The organism is Paraburkholderia sp. PGU19 (assembly GCF_013426915.1).
Classification (GTDB): domain Bacteria; phylum Pseudomonadota; class Gammaproteobacteria; order Burkholderiales; family Burkholderiaceae; genus Paraburkholderia.
This window is the reverse complement of the sequence record NZ_AP023181.1, coordinates 1,512,911-1,530,933: the sequence shown is the minus strand read 5'-3', so window position 1 is coordinate 1,530,933 and position 18,023 is coordinate 1,512,911. Positions and strand designations below refer to the sequence as shown.

Below are 18,023 nucleotides of genomic sequence, written 5' to 3'. Positions count from 1 at the left end.
TTGCTCTTGTAGTGATGGGGTTGTGTTCGAACAGACGTCAATAAGTGACGTCAATAAGTCGCGCGTCCGCCCGACAAATCGAAGGTCGCGCCCGTCGAAAACGAGCATTCGCCCGATGCCAGCCACGCGGCCAGGTTCGCGACTTCGTCGGCCGTTCCGGCGCGTTGCATGGGAATCTTTGCGAGACTCGCGGCGAGCGCATCGGCCGTCATCTGTTGCAGCAGAGGCGTCTCGATCACGGCAGGCGCGATGCAGTTCACACGCACGGGCGTTAGCGCCAGTTCCTTGCCCATCGACTTCGTGAACGCGATCACGCCGGCTTTGGCCGCCGAATACGCGGACATCGACGGGTTGCCTTCCTTTCCCGCTATCGACGCGAGATTGACGATGCGGCCAAAGCTCGCGTCGAGCATGGGTTTGACGGCGGCGCGCGAACACAGGAACACGCTGCGAAGATTGACGTCGATGCAGCGCTGCCATGCGTCGAGCGCGCTGTCGGCGACAGTCGAGATCGGGCCTGTCGTGCCCGCGCTGTTGATCAGCACATGCAGCGCGCCGAAGCGTTCGAGCGTCGTCTTGAGCGCGGCTGCGACGGAGGCTTCGTCCGTCACGTCCGCGTGTATGCCGATGGCCGCGCCGTCTTTGCCGTTAGAAAGCGTGTCGGCGGCTTCACGCGCCGCACGCGCATCGAGGTCCCACAGTGCGACGCGCATGCCGTCGCGTTGCAGCCGCGCCGCAATCGCGCGGCCGATCCCGCCCGCGCCGCCCGTGACGACGGCGACTCGCTGCGCCGCGCTCATGCTTGTGCGTCGAGCAGAAATTCGACCATGCGGTCGCACACGCGCGCGAACATCTGCGTGCCCGTCACGGTCTTGCAGCCGCGTGCGCGTGCCGCTTCGATGAACGGCGTGAGCGGCGGCTTCGTGACGACGTCGCCGACAAAGGTGGAAGCGGGCAGGCGCGATACGTCGATGGGCAACGGATCATCGGCGCGCATGCCCATCGGCGATGCGTTGACGACGACATCGAAGGACTCAGCTTCGACATCGGCCGCCGCCACGTGCACGGCGCCGCGTTGCATCGCGGCAAGACGGGTCACGAGCGATTGGGTGCGCGCCGTATCGTTGTCGCGCACGCCGAGAGCAGCGACGCCCGCGCTGACGAGCGCATGGCCGATGGCCGAGCCCGCGCCACCTGCGCCGATCAGCAGCGCGCGCTTGCCTTGCAGATTGCAACCTGCATCTTCGAGCGCGGCGACGAAGCCCGTGCCGTCGAACATACCGCCATGCCAGCCACCATCGGCCGTGCGCCGCAGCGTGTTCACCGCGCCGAGGAACGCGGCCTCATCGGACAGACTCGTACAGAAGCCGGCGGCGCTGAACTTGTGCGGCACGGTGATGATCACGCCGTCGACATTGCGCATCGGCGCGACGCCAGCGAAGAACGCTGCGAGGTCGTTCGGTGCGACATGCGCGGGGACCACGAGCGCGTCGCGTCCTGCTTCGCGCATTGCCGCTGTCACGCCTTTGGGCGAACGCACCTGCGCAATGGGATCGCCGACGATGAAATACACGCGCGTCGCGCCGCTGAGTCCCTCGTCGAGCGATACGGCGACGTTCGTTGCAGTCGTTTGGGTCATGCTGTTTTCACCTCCAGAGTAGAACGGGCATCGTCATGCACGATGCCGAGCAGTTTGGCCTGCGTCGCGCTGTCCTGAGCCAGCGCGTCAGCCGTGTTTTCATAAGCGACGCGGCCGTTGACGAGCACGTAGACGCGGTCCGCGATGGGCAGCACCATATCGGCCTGATGTTCAACGATAACGACGCTTGCCCGCTCGCGCAGCTTGACGACGGCGTCGAGCACTTCCTGCACGACGGCAGGCGCAAGACCTTCGAACGGTTCGTCGAGCAGGATCGCTTTGGCGGGCGCCATCAACGCACGCGCGATGGCCACCATCTGCCGCTCGCCACCCGAAAGATGTTCGGCGCGTACGTCCTTGCGGTTCGCGAGCCGCGGAAAGAGCGCGTAGATCTCGTCGACGCTCGCGCCGCCCTTGCGCGCGGCGAGCCGCAAGTTTTCGTAGACGGTCAGATTCGGAAACAGGCGGCGGCCTTCGGGGACCATCGCGAGACCGAGCCGGTTGATCTCGTGCATCGGCCGTGACGTGATGTCGTGTCCGTCGAACGTGATGGTGCCGGCGCTGATCTGCGCGACGCCCGTTGCCGCACGCAGCGCGGTCGTCTTGCCGACACCGTTGCGTCCGAGAATCGCGATCACTTCGCCTTCATGCAACGTGAGGTCGATGCCGTCGAGAATCGTGTTGCCCGCGTAGCCCGCCTTTACGTTTTGCAGTTGCAGAAGCGCACGCCGGCTCGCCGGTGTGTCGCGCTTTTGCGCGACGCGTTCGGCGAGACGCGCATCGACGGGGCGCTGGCCCTTTGCGTGCCCCATGTACGCTTCGATCACTTCAGGATGCGCCGCGACGTCGGCAGGCGAACCGTCAGCGATCAGATGGCCGCGATGCAGCACGCTGACGCGATCGGAGATCGTCAGCACGCGGTCGATGTCATGCTCGATCAACAGCACGGCGTGATGATTCGCGAGTTCCCGAACGATGCGCGCGACGTTTGCACGATCCGCTTCGGCCAGGCCCGCGAGCGGTTCGTCGAGCAGCAGCAGGCGGGCCTGCGTCGCGAGCGACAACGCGATTTCGAGCAGGCGCTGTTCGCCATGCGAGAGGCTCTCGCACGATGCCGCCGCGCGCTCGACCAGACCGACGGCTGCGAGCAGCGACCAGGCGCGCGCGTTCTGCATATCGAGCGTATGCGCGTCGCGCCACAAGCCGAGCCGTTCGCGCTGCGCGGCCTGCACGGCGACGCGCACGTTCTCGAACACGGTGAGGTTGCGGAACACGCTGAGAATCTGGAACGAGCGGCTCATGCCGAGCCGCACGCGACGGAACATCGCCAGCCGCGTCACGTCCCTGCCGTCGAACGTGATCGTGCCCGACGATGGCGGCAGCACGCCCGTCAGCATGTTGAAGAAGGTCGTCTTGCCCGCGCCATTCGGCCCGATGAAGCTGTGCAGCTGATACGGGTACACGTCGAGGTCGATCTTGTCGGCCGTCACGAGCGAGCCAAATTGCTTCGACAGTCCGCGCACGCTGAGAATCGGCGCGTCCGGATTCATGTCGATGCGGCTCGCGCGGTACGGCGCGATCACTTCGGGGCGGGCGGGAATGGTGTCGCGCACGAGCGTCCAGCGCGGCCGGCGCAGCAGCCGTTGTGCAAGACCTTGGATGCCTTCGGGCGAGAAGAACGCGAACGCAATGATGATCGGCGCGAACATCAGCCACCAGTGTTCGGTGAGGCTGCTCAGTTTGTCTTCGAGCAGGATGAACGCAATCGCGCCCCACAGCGGCCCGAGAAACTGGTGCACGCCGCCTAGCACGGTCATCAGCAAGCTGTCGCCTGCGTGCTCCCAGCTGAGGTTGTTCGCGTAGGCGCCTTGCAGCATCAGGCACAGCAACCCGCCCGCGTAACCGATCACGGCGGCGGAGATCACGAATGCGTATAGCTTCAGGCGGTACGTGTCATAGCCGAGGCTTGCGGCACGCTGCTCGTTGTCGCGCAGCGCCTGCAACGCGCGCCCGAATGGTGCGTGGACGAGACGCCACAGGCCATACGCAACGGCGATCACCGTGACGCACGCGAACACATGAAAGCTAGTGGTCGTCGCGAAGGTCGGGCGTGGCACGTTTTGCAGGCCGTTCTCGCCGCCTGTCACGTCGGTCCACTTGAACGCGATTTCGAACGCGATCTGCGAGCAGGCGAGCGTGAGCAGCGAAAAATACAGCCCGCGCCGCTTGAGCACGATCGCGCCGATCAATGCGGCCATCGCCGCCGTGACGACCACGCTCGCAGCCAGCGCAACGATTTCGTTGCCGATCAGACGTTGCAGCGAGATCGCGACCAGATACGTCGACGTGCCGAAGAACACCGAGGCGCCGAACGGCACGAGGCCCGTATACGCGACGAGGAGATTCACGCCCATTCCGTAGAGCGTGTAGATGGCGATCTGCGTCGCGCGTTCCAGCGGCGTGCCGGTCGCGGTCAATGCGATCGAAACGACGATGAGGCACGTGGTCAGCAGCGCGACGGGGTGCCGGGTCAACAGTTTGACATTCATTCGAAGCGCTCCCAGCGTTCGCCGAACAGCCCGCGCGGACGCACGAGCAGAACGAGTGCCATCAGGACATACATCGCCACCGACGACCCTTCCGGAAAGAACTGCACGGCGAGGGCAGTCACCACGCCGACCAGCAGACCCGCGACGACGGCGCCCGCAAACGAGCCCAGACCGCCGATCGTCACGATCACGAACGCAGGCATCACGGCTGCCGTCGCCATGCTGGGCGTGACGGTCAGCAGTGGTGCGGCGAGCACGCCCGCTGCACCCGCGAGCAATGCGCCGAGACCAAACGCGCCCGTCAGCACGCGCGGCAGATTGATGCCTAACAGGCCCACCATCTCGGGGTCGCGGCTGCCCGCGCGCAAGATGCGCCCATAGGGCGTGAACTTCATGAACCACCACAGCGCGAGCAGAATCGCGACCGTCGCGGCGAGCACGAACAGTCGATACTTCGTGATGAGCAGCGGCCCGTAGACGAGAAAGCCGCTGAGCGCCGCAGGCGGACTGAACGGCAGGCCGCCCGCGCCCCACACCAGGCGGATCAGCGCCGTCAGCAGCAGCGACAGGGCGAACGTCACGATCAGTCCGAGCAAGGGTTCCTTGCCGTAAAGCCGCCGGATGAAAATTACTTCGATCAGCATGCCCGCGAGTGCGACGAGGACGGGCGCGACGATCACCGCGGCCCAGCCGAACTGCGTCGACAGCGCGATCGCGAAGTACGCGCCAAGCGCGAACAGCGCGCCGTGCGCGAAGTTGACGATGCCAAGCAGCCCGCAGATGATCGACAGACCGATCGCGAGCAACACGTAGAGAAAGCCCAGCACCAACCCATTGGCGATCTGGGACAACACCATTTCTTCCATGCCTGTACTCCAGCTGAATGCAGATAACCGCAGGAAAATGCGGAACGGACCGGGCCGCTGCATGAGTTTCACGCAACGGCCCGCCGACGCCGCAACAAGGTTCGCCGCGCGTTACCGCGCAGCCATCGTGCAACCGATTTCCTGTTTCGTGCCGTAAAGGCTGTCGAGTTCGGCAGGGTTCTGCGGTACGGCCGATACCTGGTTGAGCCAGTCCCATTTGTCGGTGATGTGGTCCTTCACCTTGAAGACGGTCCAGCGGCGCAACATCTGGTGATCCCACGGGCGGAAATAGGCAGGCCCGCTGCTGTCGCCGAACTGCACGGTCTCCAGGCTCTGCACGATGTCCGGCCCGGACGTGCTCTTCGCCTGGTTGACGCCGGCGAGCAGCGCGCGCGTCGTGAACCAGCCGATCCACGCCTTGTCGGCGGGCGGCTTGCCGTATTTCGCCGTGTACTTTTTGATGAACGCTAGTTCTTCGGCCGAATGGCCAGGCGAACTGTAGTGCCACGGCTTGCCGTAGTAGCCGGTCGCCGCCTCCACGTTGATCGACCAAAGATCGGAATCGCCAATGATGGGACAGGCAACGGGAATCTTGTCCTTCATGCCCATTTCCGCGTACTGCTTGAGGAAGGTCGAGAGATCGCCGCCGGGCAGGCCGAGCAGCACGACATCGGGCTTCGACTGGCGGATCTTCAGGATGAACGAACTGAAGTCGGTGGTGTTGAGCGGCGTCACATCCGCGCCCGCGATCGTGCCGCCCGACTGCTTCAGCAGTTCGGACATCGAGCGCTGGATATCCTGCCCATACGCGTAGTTCGCGACGAGGAAGTGCCACTTCTTGCCGATCGCGAGCAACGACGGCGCGAGCGCGCGGCACGTGACGGGCGTCGGGCTGAGCACGCGGAACGTGTACGGGTTGCAGCTGCTGCCCGTCAGTTCGCGCGCGGCGGCGTTCGGCGCGATATAGGGTGTCTTCGTGCGGGCCGCAACGGAAGACATCGCCAGCGACGTGCCGCTATTCGTCCCGCCGATCACAGCGATGACCTTGTCCTGCTCGATCAGCTTCTGCATGTTCTGCTGCGCCGACTGGGGATTCGGCTCGTCGTACCAGACCAGATCCACGCGGCGGCCGCGCGCCTGGTTGTTCGCATCGTCGAGCGCCATTTTCACGCCGTTCGCGATCACCTCGCCCTGCTCGGTCCACACGCCTTGCTTCGCCATCAACAGGCCCAGCTTGAGCGGTTGCTCGCCTTGCGCGCGCACGATCGCGGGCGCCGCCAGCACGGCCGCGCCGCTCGCGAGCGTCTTGCCCGCCGTGGCGAGCCATGCGCGCCGCGTCATGCCAGTGCTTTGCGTTTCATGGTTGATGGGTTGATTGGTTTCGTCCTTCATGTCTCTCCGCTCCTGTCCGTATCCGTTCGCAAACTTTCGATGACTGAAACTTTTGATGAACTGTAGTTTGAATTGGAATAGTATTCAACAATCAAAGCGTATTTCATAAAATCCGGGTATTCACCTGGAAGCTCTTGAATGACCCTGTGTTCAACCTGAGGAGAGGAAGGAAATGGCAAGGAGACGTTTGGCGGTGATCGGCGCGGGCGCAATCGGACGGATGCACGTGGAACGGGCGCGGCTGCACCCGCAGGCCGAAGTGGTCGCAATTGCGGACCCGTCGCCTGCCGCGCGTGAATTCGCGCGTCAGGAAGGGCTGCGCTGGTTTGCCGACTACACGCCGATGCTCGACGAAGTACGCCCCGAAGGCGCGATCGTCGCGACACCGAATGCGACGCATGTCGACGTGGGGCTCGCGTGCGTCGCGCGCGGCATTCCCGCGCTGATCGAAAAGCCTGTTGCCGACGATGTGGAAGCGGCGCAACAGTTGAGCCGCGCAGCCGGTGACGCGAATGTGCCGCTGCTGGTGGGGCACCATCGGCGGCACAATCCGATCCTGCGGCGCGCGAAGGAAATTGTCGTGTCCGGGCGGCTGGGCACGCCCGTCACCGCGAACGCGCTCGCGACGTTCTACAAGCCCGACGCCTATTTCGGCGTCGAATGGCGGCGGCGCGCGGGTGGTGGGCCCGTGCTGATCAATCTGATCCACGACATCGACATCATGCGATTTCTGCTTGGCGACATCGTCGAGGTGCAGGCGCTGTCGTCGAATGCCGTGCGAGGTTTCGAGGTCGAGGATACGGCTGCCGTGTTGCTGCGCTTCGCTAGCGGCGCGCTCGGCACACTCGCCGTTTCGGACTGCGCGGCCGCGCCGTGGAACTGGGACCTTGCGGCGGGCGAAGCGGCGCACTATCCGCGCCAGCAGGTGAACACGCATTTCCTGATCGGCACCGATGCGTCGCTGACGTTGCCGCAACTCGACTTGTGGGAATACCGCTCGCGCAAAGGGTGGCACGAACCGTTGACCGTCGAGCGCAGCACGCCGCACAGCGCCGATCCGTATCACGAGCAGTTGCGCCACTTCGCCGCTGTGATCGCGCGTGAGGAAGCGCCACTGTGTTCGGTCGACGACGCCGCGCGCACGCTGGCCGCGACGCTAGCGGTGCATCGGGCCGTGGCGGCGCGCGCGCCCGTCGCGCCGGCGCTTTGAGGTCGGGTTATCGTCAGTGATGCGCGGCTTGCGTCTGACGATAGAACGCTACCGTCTGCCGCAGACCTGCTTCGAGCGAGGTCTGCGGCAGGCCCGGCAACAGGCGCTCCAGCGCGGGATCGTGCGGAAACGCAGTCGCGATGGGCAGCGCGGCGCCAGCGGCATCGATGCGCGCGCCCGGCACGATCGACGCAATTCCGTCGATCACCGTCTGCACGGAAGCGATCTCTCCCGCGAGCGTGAACGCATGAGCGCCTTCCACATCGCGCAGCAACGCCGCCTCGTAAGCGGCAGCGACATCGTCGGCGTACACGAAACCTGTCGAACCCGTGAACGGCATCGAGTAGCGCTCGTCGCGCGCGGCCGCCCGGCACGCAAGGCTCGGACCGGCGCTCGATCCCGTCTCGCGTCCTGCGCCATAGACGACCAGCGGGCGAAAGCCGACGCTCGCGATCCCGTGGTCGTTCCAGTACGCGCGCGCCGAGCCTTCGCAGGCGAGCTTGAATGCGCCGTAGTGGGTTTGCGGATGCGGCGTCGCGCCGTCGTCAGGGCCGAACACGCCGGCGCTGCTCGCATAGAGCACGCGCTGCAAACCCGCCGCGCGTGCTGCATCGAACACGTTCAGCGTGCCGATCAGATTGATCTGCGCGCCGCGCACCGGGTTGGCGGCGCAATCGGGCGTGAGGATGCCCGCGAGATGAATCACGGCATCGCAGCCGTCCAGCGCGCGCGCAACGTCGGCGGCTTGCGCGATATCGCCCGTTCGCCATTGGACCGTGTCCGCCTGTTCCGGCGACAGCGCATGCAGCAATTGCGGCTTCGCCTGCAGATCGAACGCAACACATTCGATGTGGTGCGCAAGCAGCCGCCGCATGATCCACCCGCCCAGAAAGCCGCTACCACCCGTTACCAGAACTCGCATTCCCTTCTCCTCGTCGTCACAAAAACTTTGCAAGATCGCAATTTGTGGAATAGTATTCCACAAAGAAAGTTAGTTCCATAGTTTCTGGAAGAGCAGAGCCGAAGATGAAGCGTGAAGCGATACTGGAATGCGATGTGCTGGTGCTGGGCTCCGGTGCGGGCGGGTTGTCGGCTGCCGTGACGGCGGCGGCGCAGGGCTTGCGCGTGATCGTTGCGGAAAAGGAAGACGTATTCGGCGGCACGACCGCATGGTCGGGCGGCTGGATGTGGATTCCGCGCAATCCGCTGGCGATGCGCGCGGGCATCTGCGAAGACATCGATGCGCCGCGCACGTACCTGAAGAGCGAACTCGGCGCACAGTTCGATGCGGACAAGGCGGAAGCATTGCTGGAGCGCGGCCCCGAGATGATCGATTTCTTCGAGCGGCACACGGCGATGCGCTTCGTCGACGGCAATCGCGTTCCCGATTTCCACACGACACCCGGCGCGGCGACGGGCGGCCGCTCAGTGTGCGCGATGCCGTTCGACGGCAGGGAACTCGGTCCGTTGATCCACAAGCTGCGCGAGCCACTGTCGGTGATGACGATCAAAGGCATGGCGCTGGCGTCGGGGCAGGATCTCGCACACTTCTATCGCGCGACCCGCTCCGTGAAGTCCGCGCTTTACGTCACGCGGAGGCTGGCTGCGTTCGCGTGGCAAAAGCTGCGCCATGGACGGTCGATGCATCTTGTCAACGGGAATGCGCTGGTGGCGCGCCTGTTGAAGTCGGCGGCAGATCGCAATGTGGATCTGCACACGCGTGCGAAGGCAATTGGGCTGTTGCGCGACGACGCGCGCGTTACGGGCGCACGTGTTGAAATCGATGGCGTGGTGCATGAAGTGCGTGCGTCGCGCGGCGTGGTGCTCGCATGCGGCGGCTTTCCGCACGATGTCGCGCGGCGCGCGCGCACGTTTGCCTATACGCCTTCGGGCAACGAACATTGGTCAGCGGCGCCGCGCACGAATACGGGCGACGGCATCCGCCTGGGAGAATCGATTGGCGGGCGCTTCAATGATGCGCTCGATGCGCCCGCAGCCTGGGCGCCCGTTTCGCTCGTGCCGCAACGCGGCGGCGATGTGGCGTTCGCGCATCTGATCGAACGCGCGAAGCCGGGTGTGATTGCCGTCACGCGCGCGGGACAGCGCTTCGTCAACGAGGCATCGTCGTATCACGACTTCATGTCCGCGTTGCTGGGCACGACGCCGCGTGGCGCAGAGGTGTGTGCGTGGCTGATTTGCGATCACCGTTTTCAGCGCCGCTATGGGCTCGGATTTTCGAAGCCGTTTCCGTTTGCGGTTTCGACTTATGTGCGTTCGGGTTATCTGAAGCGAGGCGGGACGCTCGCTGAACTCGCCGCCGTGTGCGGCATCGATGCGCAGGGTCTCGCGAACACGGTTGCCACGTACAACACGTATGCGAAAGACGGCTTCGATCCGCAGTTTCACAAAGGCTCGACGCCGTACAACCGCGTACAGGGCGATCTGACACACGAGCCGAATCCCTGCCTCGCGCCGATCGAAAACGGACCGTTCTATGCCGTCAAGCTGCTGCCGGGCAGCCTCGGCACGTTCTCGGGTCTCGCGACCGATGCGAACGCCCGCGTGCTCGATCGCCACGACCACGCTATTCCCGGCCTCTACGCGGTCGGCAACGACAGCGCGAGCATGATGGGCGGCTGCTATCCGAGCGGCGGCATCACACTCGGCCCGGCGATGACATTCGGCTATCTCGCGGGACTTTCTCTTGCTGGTGCAGCGCAGCGCCCGACGCGCACCGGCTCTTCCAGCTCACATCAAGGAACCACGCAATGACCCTCTATGACACAGTCACGCTCACGGTAAAAATCGGCACGAACGCGCAGGTGTTCGAAAGCATCAAGGCGAGCGGCAATCAGCCCGGCTCGACGTTGCTCGGCTGCTGGTACTCGGACATCGGTGCGCTCGGCAAAGTGATGGTGCTGCGCGGCTTCGAGTCGGAAGCGGCGCTCGTCAACGAGCGCAAGCGTCTGCTGCTCGAAGGCAATCCGTTCGGCTGCGGCGAGTTCGTCGAGGACGTGAAAGTGGAGAGCTACGCGCTCTTTCCGTTTCTGCCGCCCATCGAACCGGCCGTGCACGGCGGCATCTACGAGATGCGCGTCTATGGCACGAAGCTCGCGAGCCTGCAGCATACGATCGACGCATGGGAAAAGGCCGTGCCCGAGCGCACGAAGCGTTCGCCGCTGATCGGCGCGATGTATTCGCTCGACGGCACCGTGCCGCGCTTTCTGAACATCTGGTCGTATGCGGGCGTCGACGAACGCTCGCGCATTCGTGCCGAAGCCGTGAAGGACGGCATCTGGCCGCCGAAGGGCGGACCCGCGCATCTGACGACGATGGAGTCGACGATCTACGTGCCCGCGCCGTTTTCGCCGCTGCGCTGAACGGTGCAAGCAACTCAGGATACGAACTGGATAAAGGAGACATGATGACTCAGGCTCATGCGCGCGCGCTGTCGCTTTCGGCGCTCACCGTGCTGGAACTGACGCCGCCGCAAATGGTGCAATGTGCGGTTGCTGCAGGCTACGACTTCGTCGGTCTGCGTCTGCTGCCTGCGACCGATCACGAAGTGCGGCATGAAATCGTCGGCGATACGGCGCTCAAGCGCGAGACGCTCGCGGTGTTGAAGGACACGGGCATGCGCGTGCTCGATGTCGAGATCGTGCGGCTGAAGCCCGATACGGACGTGGCGTCGTACAAGCCGATGCTCGAAACAGCCGCCGAACTCGGCGCGCGCTATGTGCTCGTGGCAGGCAACGATCCCGACGAAGCGCGCATGGCCGACCGGCTCGGCAAGCTGTGCGACATTGCGGCGCCACTCGGCCTGACGCCTTCGCTCGAGCCGATGCCGTGGACCGACGTGAAGAACATCGCACAGGGCGCGCGCATCGTCGAAGCGAGCGGCAAGCGCAACACGGGCCTCATCATCGATCCGATTCACTTCGACCGTGCGGCAGATTCGCTTGATGCATTGCGTGCACTGCCGCGCGAATACTTCGGCTACGTGCAGTTCTGCGATGCGCCCGCCGAGCGCCCCACCGATCTCGATACCTTGCTGTTCCAGGCGCGTTGCGAACGGATGATTCCTGGCGAAGGCGGTCTCGATCTCGGCGGCATCTTGCGCGCGTTGCCCGAGCACTTGCCCGTGAGCGTCGAAGTACCGACGCAGCAGTGGGCGCAGACGACCCGAGCCGTCGATCGCGCGCGCCGCCTGCATGAGGCGACGCGCGCGGTGATCGAACAGGCCTACGCGACAGCGACGTGAGCGCGGGCACTGATTGTTAGCCGCCCGCAGCGAAGGACATGCGAAACTGCTTGAATTCCACTATGGAATCATGTTCTCATTTGCACGATACAGTTTAAATGAGAGTGCACTATGGCAGGCAATCTGGAGCGGGCGCTGGCAGTGCTCGAACTGCTGGCGAAGAACGGCGGCCGCATGCCGCTCGCGGCCATCGCCGACACGCTGAACATTCCGCGCAGCGGCACGCATCGTCTGCTGTCGATGCTGATCGACGAAGGTTTCGTGCGTCAGGACGAAGACCACGGCGAGTACATGCTCGCGCTGAAGCTGGTGTCGCTGGGGCTGATCTATCTGTCGACGAGCGGCGTGTCCGATATTTCGCAGCCGGTGCTCGACCGGCTTGCGGAAAGCTCGGGTGAGCTGGCGCGCCTGGGCGTGGTCGAGGACGACCACATTACGTTTGTCGGCAAGGCGCAGGGCGCGAAGTCGGGGTTGCGTTACGACCCGGACATGGGCAGCCAGCCTCCGCTGCATTGCACCGCGAGCGGACAGGCGTGGCTATCGACACTGACCGACGAACGTGCCATCGAACTGGTGTCGAAACAGGGCGGCCTTGGGCCGAAATCGCTGAACGCGCCGCGTGCGCCGAAGACCATTCAGCAATTCCTCAAGGATTTGAACGGCGCACGGCAACGCGGCTACGGCATTGCGATCGAGACGTATGAGGCGGGCATGACATCGATTGCCGCACCCGTGCGCAATCCCGTCACCGACGAGGTGGTGGGCATCGTGAGTCTTGCGGGGCCGACGAGCCGATTGCCGGAGTCGCGTCTGAAGGAACTCGCGCCGTCGCTGTTGAGCGCGGCGGCGGACATGGGCGCGGCGACACTCAGTTCGCCGCTTTTCAAGCGCGCACCCGCAGAGGTGGCGCCAGCGGCGTCGGCGTCCGCGGTGAAGAAGCGGGCTCGGGTTGGGGTCAAGGTGTAGGCGGCTGGGGCACACGCGACAGCACGCCGATCCGTTCCAGATACATTCGCGATCCTTCGGAAAGGGGCAGCCTGTTGGCCGTGTTGACACGGCTGTTACCGCAATCTGTTCGAGCAACTTTTGACATGAATCCCGATTGGTATCGCGGTGATGAGCGGTGTATTCTTGTTTGAAGCTATGCGCCGCCCTTCATTCCGACCTCCAACGTTATGGCTACCGATCCGATGTCCGGCACCCGGCAAGGGATTCTGGACCAGCTCCTCGAACACAAGAACGGTATGACGGTCGATGAAATCATCGCGGCGGTCGGCATCAGCAGGACCGCTGTCAATCAGCATCTGATTGCTTTGGAGCGGCGCAATTTCATTCAGAAGGGTTCGCCGCGAAAAACCGGCGGGCGGCCGGTTCAGACCTACATCCTGACTCAGGAGGGGACGAACCAGTTCCCTAAACAGTATTCATGGTTTTCGGCCCTGCTGGTGTCCACGCTTCGCAGCGAACTGGGTCCCGAGCGACTCGACCGGTACATGTTCGACCTGGGCATGAAAACTTCGGCAAGCCTTATACCGCGACTGGTGGGGAAGACGCGTTCCGAGCGGATTACGGAGACCGTCGCGATCATGAACGAAGCGGGCTTTCGCGCCTCGGAAATCGATCCGGAAGGCGCGTCGAAGCTGTCCCGGGTGGAATGCACGAATTGCGTCTATCACGACCTCACGAAGGATTACCCTGAAGTTTGCCGCTTCGATATCGGGTTCCTGTCGGGTCTGATGGGAACGGAGGTCGAGCATCAAACCTGCATGCAACGCGGCAGCGATACCTGCCGGTTTCGCTTCAAGCCGTTTGCGTAGCGCCTCATCTCGTTGCAATCAGTCGTCACGTCTTTGCCATTGATCACCACACCCGCCTGATGCCCGCGCTCGCACCGAATCATGCGCGCGCATGCCTCCTTTTTGCTCCGCAGACGCCCCTCCACATGAGCTACGCGCGGACCGAAAACTAATTTGTAACAGTCCAGACTTTCGACACTTTTGACAATTGATGGCGTCAAAAGCCCTGCCTATGCTGATGTCACCGACCCACTCCGAGTCGCGCAGCAACACTATTGCCTGCGGTCCCTCAAGGAGGCGCCAGATGACAATTGATTTCACGATGTCGGCCCATCAGAAAGCGGTGCAGATGAAGGCACGCAAATTTTCTGAATCCGTTCTAGCGTCCATGATTCCCGACGCCGACCGGGAACTCGATCCGATCAGCGCATTCGTCAGGCGCAAGCCGGCGTATATCGAAGCTTATCGTCAGGGTATTGCCACCGCGATGCTGCCTTCGGCATACGGCGGCGCGGGCCTGTCCTGTCTTGACTTCACGATCGCTACCGAGGAAATCTCCACAATCGATCCGGGCTTTGCCTGCACGGTGCTGTGTAACGGACTCGGATTAATGCCGATCATCTGGTACGGCGATGAAGCGCAAAAGCGCCGGTTTGTAGGCGCCGCCACCTCGGATTCCGACGAGCAATATCTTGCCGCATGGACGGCGGCCGAGCCGCCCGCCGCGACGCGGGCTGCAACGAGCTTCGATAACCCGCTGACAGCCGCCGGCATCGGACTGACGGCGACGCTTCGCGGCGATCACTATGTCCTGAATGGCCGGAAAAAGTGGTCGTCGGCTGCGGGTGGGATGGGCGGGGGTCGAACTCGCAGATCGTCATCGCTCGCACGGGCGGGGAAGTTGGCTGCATGAGAGGGCTTTCGGCAATCGTCGTGGAGCGCGGCACGGCGGGTGTGAGTTGCGGCTTCCCGGCGCACAAGGCTTATCGAAGCTCAACGGACGCGCTGATTGAATTCGACAACGCCGCCGTACCCGCCGAAAACTTGCTTCGCGGGACTGAAAGCAGGGGCGATCTGGTCATCAACCGGAATTTCGCGTGGTTCGGTCCTGTGGCAGCGATTGCGGCGGCGGGCGTTGCGCGCGCAGCCTATGAAGTGGCCCTGCGGTTTTCGAAACGCTATTCGGGCCGCTCGCTTCCACCCATCACGCAATTCGAGCATGTGGGCTATGTGCTGGGTGAGGTCGCAGCGAAGATCGAATCTGCCCGCTATTTCGCGTGGCGTGCCGCGGACTACCTGGACAAGCACGATCACCACGCGGAAATTTTCGGGGCGATGTGCAAGATCAATGTCACGGAAACCATGTTCGATTGCGTATTCAAATGCATGCAGATCGTCGGCGTGCACAACGTCGACAACCGATACAGCTTCAATAGAAATCTGCATGATGCGGCGTTATTGCCGATCTTCGATGGCGGCAACATGGCCATGCAGAGGAGCCGGGTGAAAGGTGTCCTCGCGGATGACAGCTTCAATCCACGAGGGGCCATGGACGACGAGTCCATCTATTTTCATAATCCCATTGCAGCAACCGGCTAGGTCGCACCGCACTTGTTGCGCACACACGGAAATGATGCAGTTTGCGGTCTACCAAACCCAGCGCACTATGCTTCGATGAAATGTGGCGGCGCGACGCGCCGATTGGCAACCTGAAAAATTTCGAGTTCCTGCCATGTCGATCGATTTCACTTTGACTGCCGCGCAACAAAAGTTGCAGCGAAACGCCCGTGAATTCGCGGTGGAGATTCTCCAGCCTTTGGTCAAGAAAGCGGACGATGAGCGGGACACGCAAAAAGCCTTCGTGTTGATGAAGGGCGCTTACCTCGAGTGTTACAAGCTTGGCTTTGCTACGGGTTTCCTGCCGCGTGAATATGGTGGCGGAGGCATCAGCAATCTGGATCTGCAGATCGTCGCCGAGGAGATAACGGCGGTCGATCCGGGGTTCGCGACCGTGCTGCTCGTGAATGGACTCGCCCTCATGCCGCTCGTCTGGTTCGGCTCGGACGCACAAAAGAAAAAGTGGCTGGTACAGGCGACGAGCGATCCGCGCGGCGAGTATATCGCCGGATGGACCGTGAGCGAGCCGGTCGACGAGACGGGAGGGACGGCGAACTTCGATCATCCCGGCGCGCTTCCGGCAGGCATCGGACTTGTCGCGACGCATGACAAGGCGCGGGGCGAGTATGTCCTGAACGGCAAGAAGTATTGGCCGTGCAACGCAGGCGGATGGGACTTGATGGGCGCGGACGTGAACGTGTGCATCGTCCGCACCGACCCTGAGAAGGGCGGGCAAAAAGGACTGAGCGCGATCATCGTTCCGAGAGGAACGGCAGGTGTCAGTTATGGCGAACCGATCTCCAAGCTGGGTCATCGCTTGTGTCAGAACAACGCGATCACCTTCACGGACTGTCGTGTTCCCGAAGAGAATCTCTTCGCGGTTGGCGATGGAGATCTCGTCATCAGCAAGGCATTCACATGGTCGGGCCCGGTTGCCGCCATCGCGGCAGTCGGGGTCGCGCGATCGGCTTATGAGTTCGCGTTGCAATGGTCGAAGACGCGCAGCGCCGGTGGCGGCATGCCGATGATCCACCACCAGGCGGTCGGCTACATGCTTGCGGATATCGCGATGAAAATCGAAGCGTGTCGCGCGTTTTCGTGGAAATCCGCGCACTACCTGGATCTGTTCGATTCGGACGGACATGCCGTCGGCGCGATGGCGAAGGTCTTTTGCGGCGAGACGCTGTTCACGACGGTCTTTCGCGCGCTTCAGGTGATGGGTGTCAACGCGCTCGACAAGCAGCATCCGATGGAAAAATTCCTGCGCGAGGCCGCTGTCTTTCCCTTGTATGACGCGGGGAATATCGGCATGCAGATGCGCAAGATCTGGGGCGTCATGCTCGATGAAGAGTTTGATCCGCGAGCCATTGCGGATTCGCGTCGGATGCCGTTTCAGAAGTCGATGGAAGGCGCGGGCGCTCTGGTGCCACCGCAGCGCGATGTGAAGGCACGATAGGATCGGTGCGCAATCGGGGGATTCGTGCGTCTGAGGCTCAACGCATGAAGGTCCGATCTGCGCGGCCGGATCAACCGGCCGCGCGCTCTCTCTACACCCTGCCTATTCAGCCGCGATGGCACCTGCGTCTTCGCAGACGTAGCCGAGTGCTTCAGCGACCTCAGGACAGGTCACCTTGCCGAACGCCACATTCAGGCCGCGACGCAGATGTTCGTCGTCGGTGAGTGCCTTGCGCCACCCTTTGTCCGCGATCGACAGGACAAAAGGCAATGTTGCGTTGTTCAGCGCATAGGTGGAGGTGTGTGGCACGCCCCCCGGCATATTCGCGACGCAGTAGTGAACGACATCGTCGACCAGATACGTCGGCTCCGCATGCGTCGTCGGCTTCGCGGTTTCGCAACAACCTCCCTGGTCGATCGCGACGTCGACAATGACGGAGCCCGCGCGCATCTTCTCGACCATCTTGCGCGTGACGAGCTTGGGCGCAGCAGCGCCCGGCACGAGCACGCCGCCGATCACGAGGTCGGCATCGAGCACGTGCTGCTCGATATTGTCCTGATTCGAATACACGGTAATCACGCGCGCGCCCAGCAGCCGGTCCATGCGCCGCAGCGCCTCGACGTTGCGGTCGATCACCACCACCTGTGCGCCCGTGCCGACGGCCATCTGCGCAGCATTGCTGCCGACCACACCCGCGCCGAGGATCACGATTTTCGCCGAGGGCACACCCGCCACGCCGCCAAGCAGGATGCCCCTGCCGCCGTGCGCGCGTTCCAGGCAGAAAGCGCCCGCCTGGATCGACATGCGGCCCGCAACTTCCGACATCGGCGCGAGCAGCGGCAATCCGCCGCCGCGCTGTGTCACGGTCTCGTAGGCAATACAGACCGCGTTGCTCTTCACGAGATCGGCGCATTGTTCCGGATCGGGCGCGAGGTGCAGGTAAGTGAAGAAAATTTGCCCTTCGCGCAGCATCGCGCGTTCTCGTGCTTGCGGCTCCTTGACCTTGACGATCATGTCGGCTGCCGAAAATATCGCCTTGGCACTCGGTGCGACTTGCGCGCCGGCCGTACGGTATGCGTCGTCGGACGCGCCGATACCCGCGCCCGCTCCCGTTTCCACGCTCACCGTGTGTCCGTGCGCGACGATCTCACGTACCGACGACGGCGTGAGACCGACGCGATATTCGTGATTCTTGATCTCCTTTGGAACGCCTATGTGCATTTTTGCCTCCTAGTTG

Annotated in this window: 14 protein-coding genes and 1 pseudogene; 8 read left to right on the top strand and 7 right to left on the bottom strand. The window is 63.3% G+C overall.

The features are described from left to right. Positions 1-50: 50 nt before the first annotated feature. The 5 genes from H1204_RS36570 to H1204_RS36550 all read right to left on the bottom strand — a co-directional run bounded on the left by H1204_RS36570 (position 51) and on the right by H1204_RS36550 (position 6,446). Positions 51-800 carry an SDR family NAD(P)-dependent oxidoreductase gene (locus tag H1204_RS36570; protein ID WP_180733583.1) on the bottom strand — a complete coding sequence of 250 codons (750 nt, stop codon included), beginning with the start codon at positions 798-800 and terminating at the stop codon, positions 51-53. Continuing rightward, positions 797-1,639, bottom strand: a complete 843-nt coding sequence (locus H1204_RS36565) for a shikimate dehydrogenase (protein WP_180733582.1) — start codon at positions 1,637-1,639, stop codon at positions 797-799. Before H1204_RS36565 ends, H1204_RS36570 begins: the two co-directional genes overlap by 4 nt. Then, entirely contained in the window at positions 1,636-4,188 is a 2,553-nt protein-coding gene (locus tag H1204_RS36560) for a branched-chain amino acid ABC transporter ATP-binding protein/permease (RefSeq protein WP_180733581.1), read from the bottom strand. Before H1204_RS36560 ends, H1204_RS36565 begins: the two co-directional genes overlap by 4 nt. Beyond that, on the bottom strand, positions 4,185-5,054 hold the full coding sequence (locus H1204_RS36555) for a branched-chain amino acid ABC transporter permease (RefSeq protein ID WP_180733580.1): 870 nt from the start codon (positions 5,052-5,054) through the stop codon (positions 4,185-4,187). The genes H1204_RS36560 and H1204_RS36555 overlap by 4 nt, the downstream gene beginning before the upstream one ends. Before the next feature lie 111 nt (positions 5,055-5,165). Further along, entirely contained in the window at positions 5,166-6,446 is a 1,281-nt protein-coding gene (locus tag H1204_RS36550; RefSeq protein WP_180733579.1) for an ABC transporter substrate-binding protein, read from the bottom strand. 172 nt (positions 6,447-6,618) lie between these two features. Between H1204_RS36550 and H1204_RS36545 the strand changes: the two genes are divergently transcribed. Beyond that, positions 6,619-7,656 carry a Gfo/Idh/MocA family oxidoreductase gene (locus tag H1204_RS36545; RefSeq protein WP_180733578.1) on the top strand — a complete coding sequence of 346 codons (1,038 nt, stop codon included), beginning with the start codon at positions 6,619-6,621 and terminating at the stop codon, positions 7,654-7,656. Between the two features lie 13 nt (positions 7,657-7,669). On the opposite strand, the gene H1204_RS36540 is transcribed toward H1204_RS36545, so the two are convergent. Beyond that, positions 7,670-8,578, bottom strand: coding sequence for an NAD(P)-dependent oxidoreductase (locus tag H1204_RS36540; protein ID WP_180733577.1), 909 nt, complete (start codon positions 8,576-8,578; stop codon positions 7,670-7,672). 104 nt (positions 8,579-8,682) lie between these two features. Here H1204_RS36540 and H1204_RS36535 point away from each other — a divergent pair, with 104 nt between their 5' ends. The 7 genes and pseudogenes from H1204_RS36535 to H1204_RS36505 all read left to right on the top strand — a co-directional run bounded on the left by H1204_RS36535 (position 8,683) and on the right by H1204_RS36505 (position 16,786). Continuing rightward, positions 8,683-10,428 (top strand): FAD-dependent oxidoreductase, encoded by a 1,746-nt coding sequence (locus tag H1204_RS36535; protein ID WP_180733576.1) that lies wholly within the window; start codon positions 8,683-8,685, stop codon positions 10,426-10,428. Further along, positions 10,425-11,036: an NIPSNAP family protein gene (locus H1204_RS36530; protein ID WP_180733575.1), complete on the top strand. Its 612-nt coding sequence runs from the start codon at positions 10,425-10,427 to the stop codon at positions 11,034-11,036. The genes H1204_RS36535 and H1204_RS36530 overlap by 4 nt, the downstream gene beginning before the upstream one ends. A 44-nt stretch (positions 11,037-11,080) precedes the next feature. After that, the gene (locus H1204_RS36525) at positions 11,081-11,917 is read left to right on the top strand and encodes a sugar phosphate isomerase/epimerase (RefSeq protein WP_180735164.1); all 837 of its coding nucleotides are present in this window, start codon (positions 11,081-11,083) and stop codon (positions 11,915-11,917) included. 111 nt (positions 11,918-12,028) lie between these two features. Continuing rightward, positions 12,029-12,883: an IclR family transcriptional regulator gene (locus H1204_RS36520; protein ID WP_180733574.1), complete on the top strand. Its 855-nt coding sequence runs from the start codon at positions 12,029-12,031 to the stop codon at positions 12,881-12,883. 209 nt (positions 12,884-13,092) lie between these two features. After that, positions 13,093-13,734, top strand: a complete 642-nt coding sequence (locus H1204_RS36515) for an ArsR family transcriptional regulator (RefSeq protein ID WP_042309531.1) — start codon at positions 13,093-13,095, stop codon at positions 13,732-13,734. Positions 13,735-14,017: 283 nt separating this feature from the next. After that, positions 14,018-15,312 (top strand): annotated as a pseudogene (locus H1204_RS36510) (acyl-CoA dehydrogenase family protein). Between the two features lie 133 nt (positions 15,313-15,445). Then, entirely contained in the window at positions 15,446-16,786 is a 1,341-nt protein-coding gene (locus H1204_RS36505) for an acyl-CoA dehydrogenase family protein (protein WP_180733573.1), read from the top strand. 102 nt (positions 16,787-16,888) lie between these two features. On the opposite strand, the gene ald is transcribed toward H1204_RS36505, so the two are convergent. Further along, positions 16,889-18,007: an alanine dehydrogenase gene (ald, locus tag H1204_RS36500; RefSeq protein WP_180733572.1), complete on the bottom strand. Its 1,119-nt coding sequence runs from the start codon at positions 18,005-18,007 to the stop codon at positions 16,889-16,891. Between the last annotated feature and the right edge of the window lie 16 nt (positions 18,008-18,023).

Excerpts from the sequence above, each read along its gene's own strand:
- H1204_RS36535 (WP_180733576.1), top strand. The coding sequence starts at position 8,683 with ATGAAGCGTGAAGCGATACTGGAATGCGATGTGCTGGTGCTGGGCTCC.
- H1204_RS36555 (WP_180733580.1), bottom strand. The coding sequence starts at position 5,054 with ATGGAAGAAATGGTGTTGTCCCAGATCGCCAATGGGTTGGTGCTGGGC.
- H1204_RS36515 (WP_042309531.1), top strand. The coding sequence starts at position 13,093 with ATGGCTACCGATCCGATGTCCGGCACCCGGCAAGGGATTCTGGACCAG.
- H1204_RS36545 (WP_180733578.1), top strand. The coding sequence starts at position 6,619 with ATGGCAAGGAGACGTTTGGCGGTGATCGGCGCGGGCGCAATCGGACGG.
- H1204_RS36565 (WP_180733582.1), bottom strand. The coding sequence starts at position 1,639 with ATGACCCAAACGACTGCAACGAACGTCGCCGTATCGCTCGACGAGGGA.
- H1204_RS36525 (WP_180735164.1), top strand. The coding sequence starts at position 11,081 with ATGACTCAGGCTCATGCGCGCGCGCTGTCGCTTTCGGCGCTCACCGTG.
- H1204_RS36505 (WP_180733573.1), top strand. The coding sequence starts at position 15,446 with ATGTCGATCGATTTCACTTTGACTGCCGCGCAACAAAAGTTGCAGCGA.
- H1204_RS36540 (WP_180733577.1), bottom strand. The coding sequence starts at position 8,578 with ATGCGAGTTCTGGTAACGGGTGGTAGCGGCTTTCTGGGCGGGTGGATC.
- H1204_RS36570 (WP_180733583.1), bottom strand. The coding sequence starts at position 800 with ATGAGCGCGGCGCAGCGAGTCGCCGTCGTCACGGGCGGCGCGGGCGGG.
- H1204_RS36550 (WP_180733579.1), bottom strand. The coding sequence starts at position 6,446 with ATGAAGGACGAAACCAATCAACCCATCAACCATGAAACGCAAAGCACT.
- H1204_RS36560 (WP_180733581.1), bottom strand. The coding sequence starts at position 4,188 with ATGAATGTCAAACTGTTGACCCGGCACCCCGTCGCGCTGCTGACCACG.
- H1204_RS36520 (WP_180733574.1), top strand. The coding sequence starts at position 12,029 with ATGGCAGGCAATCTGGAGCGGGCGCTGGCAGTGCTCGAACTGCTGGCG.
- H1204_RS36530 (WP_180733575.1), top strand. The coding sequence starts at position 10,425 with ATGACCCTCTATGACACAGTCACGCTCACGGTAAAAATCGGCACGAAC.
- ald (WP_180733572.1), bottom strand. The coding sequence starts at position 18,007 with ATGCACATAGGCGTTCCAAAGGAGATCAAGAATCACGAATATCGCGTC.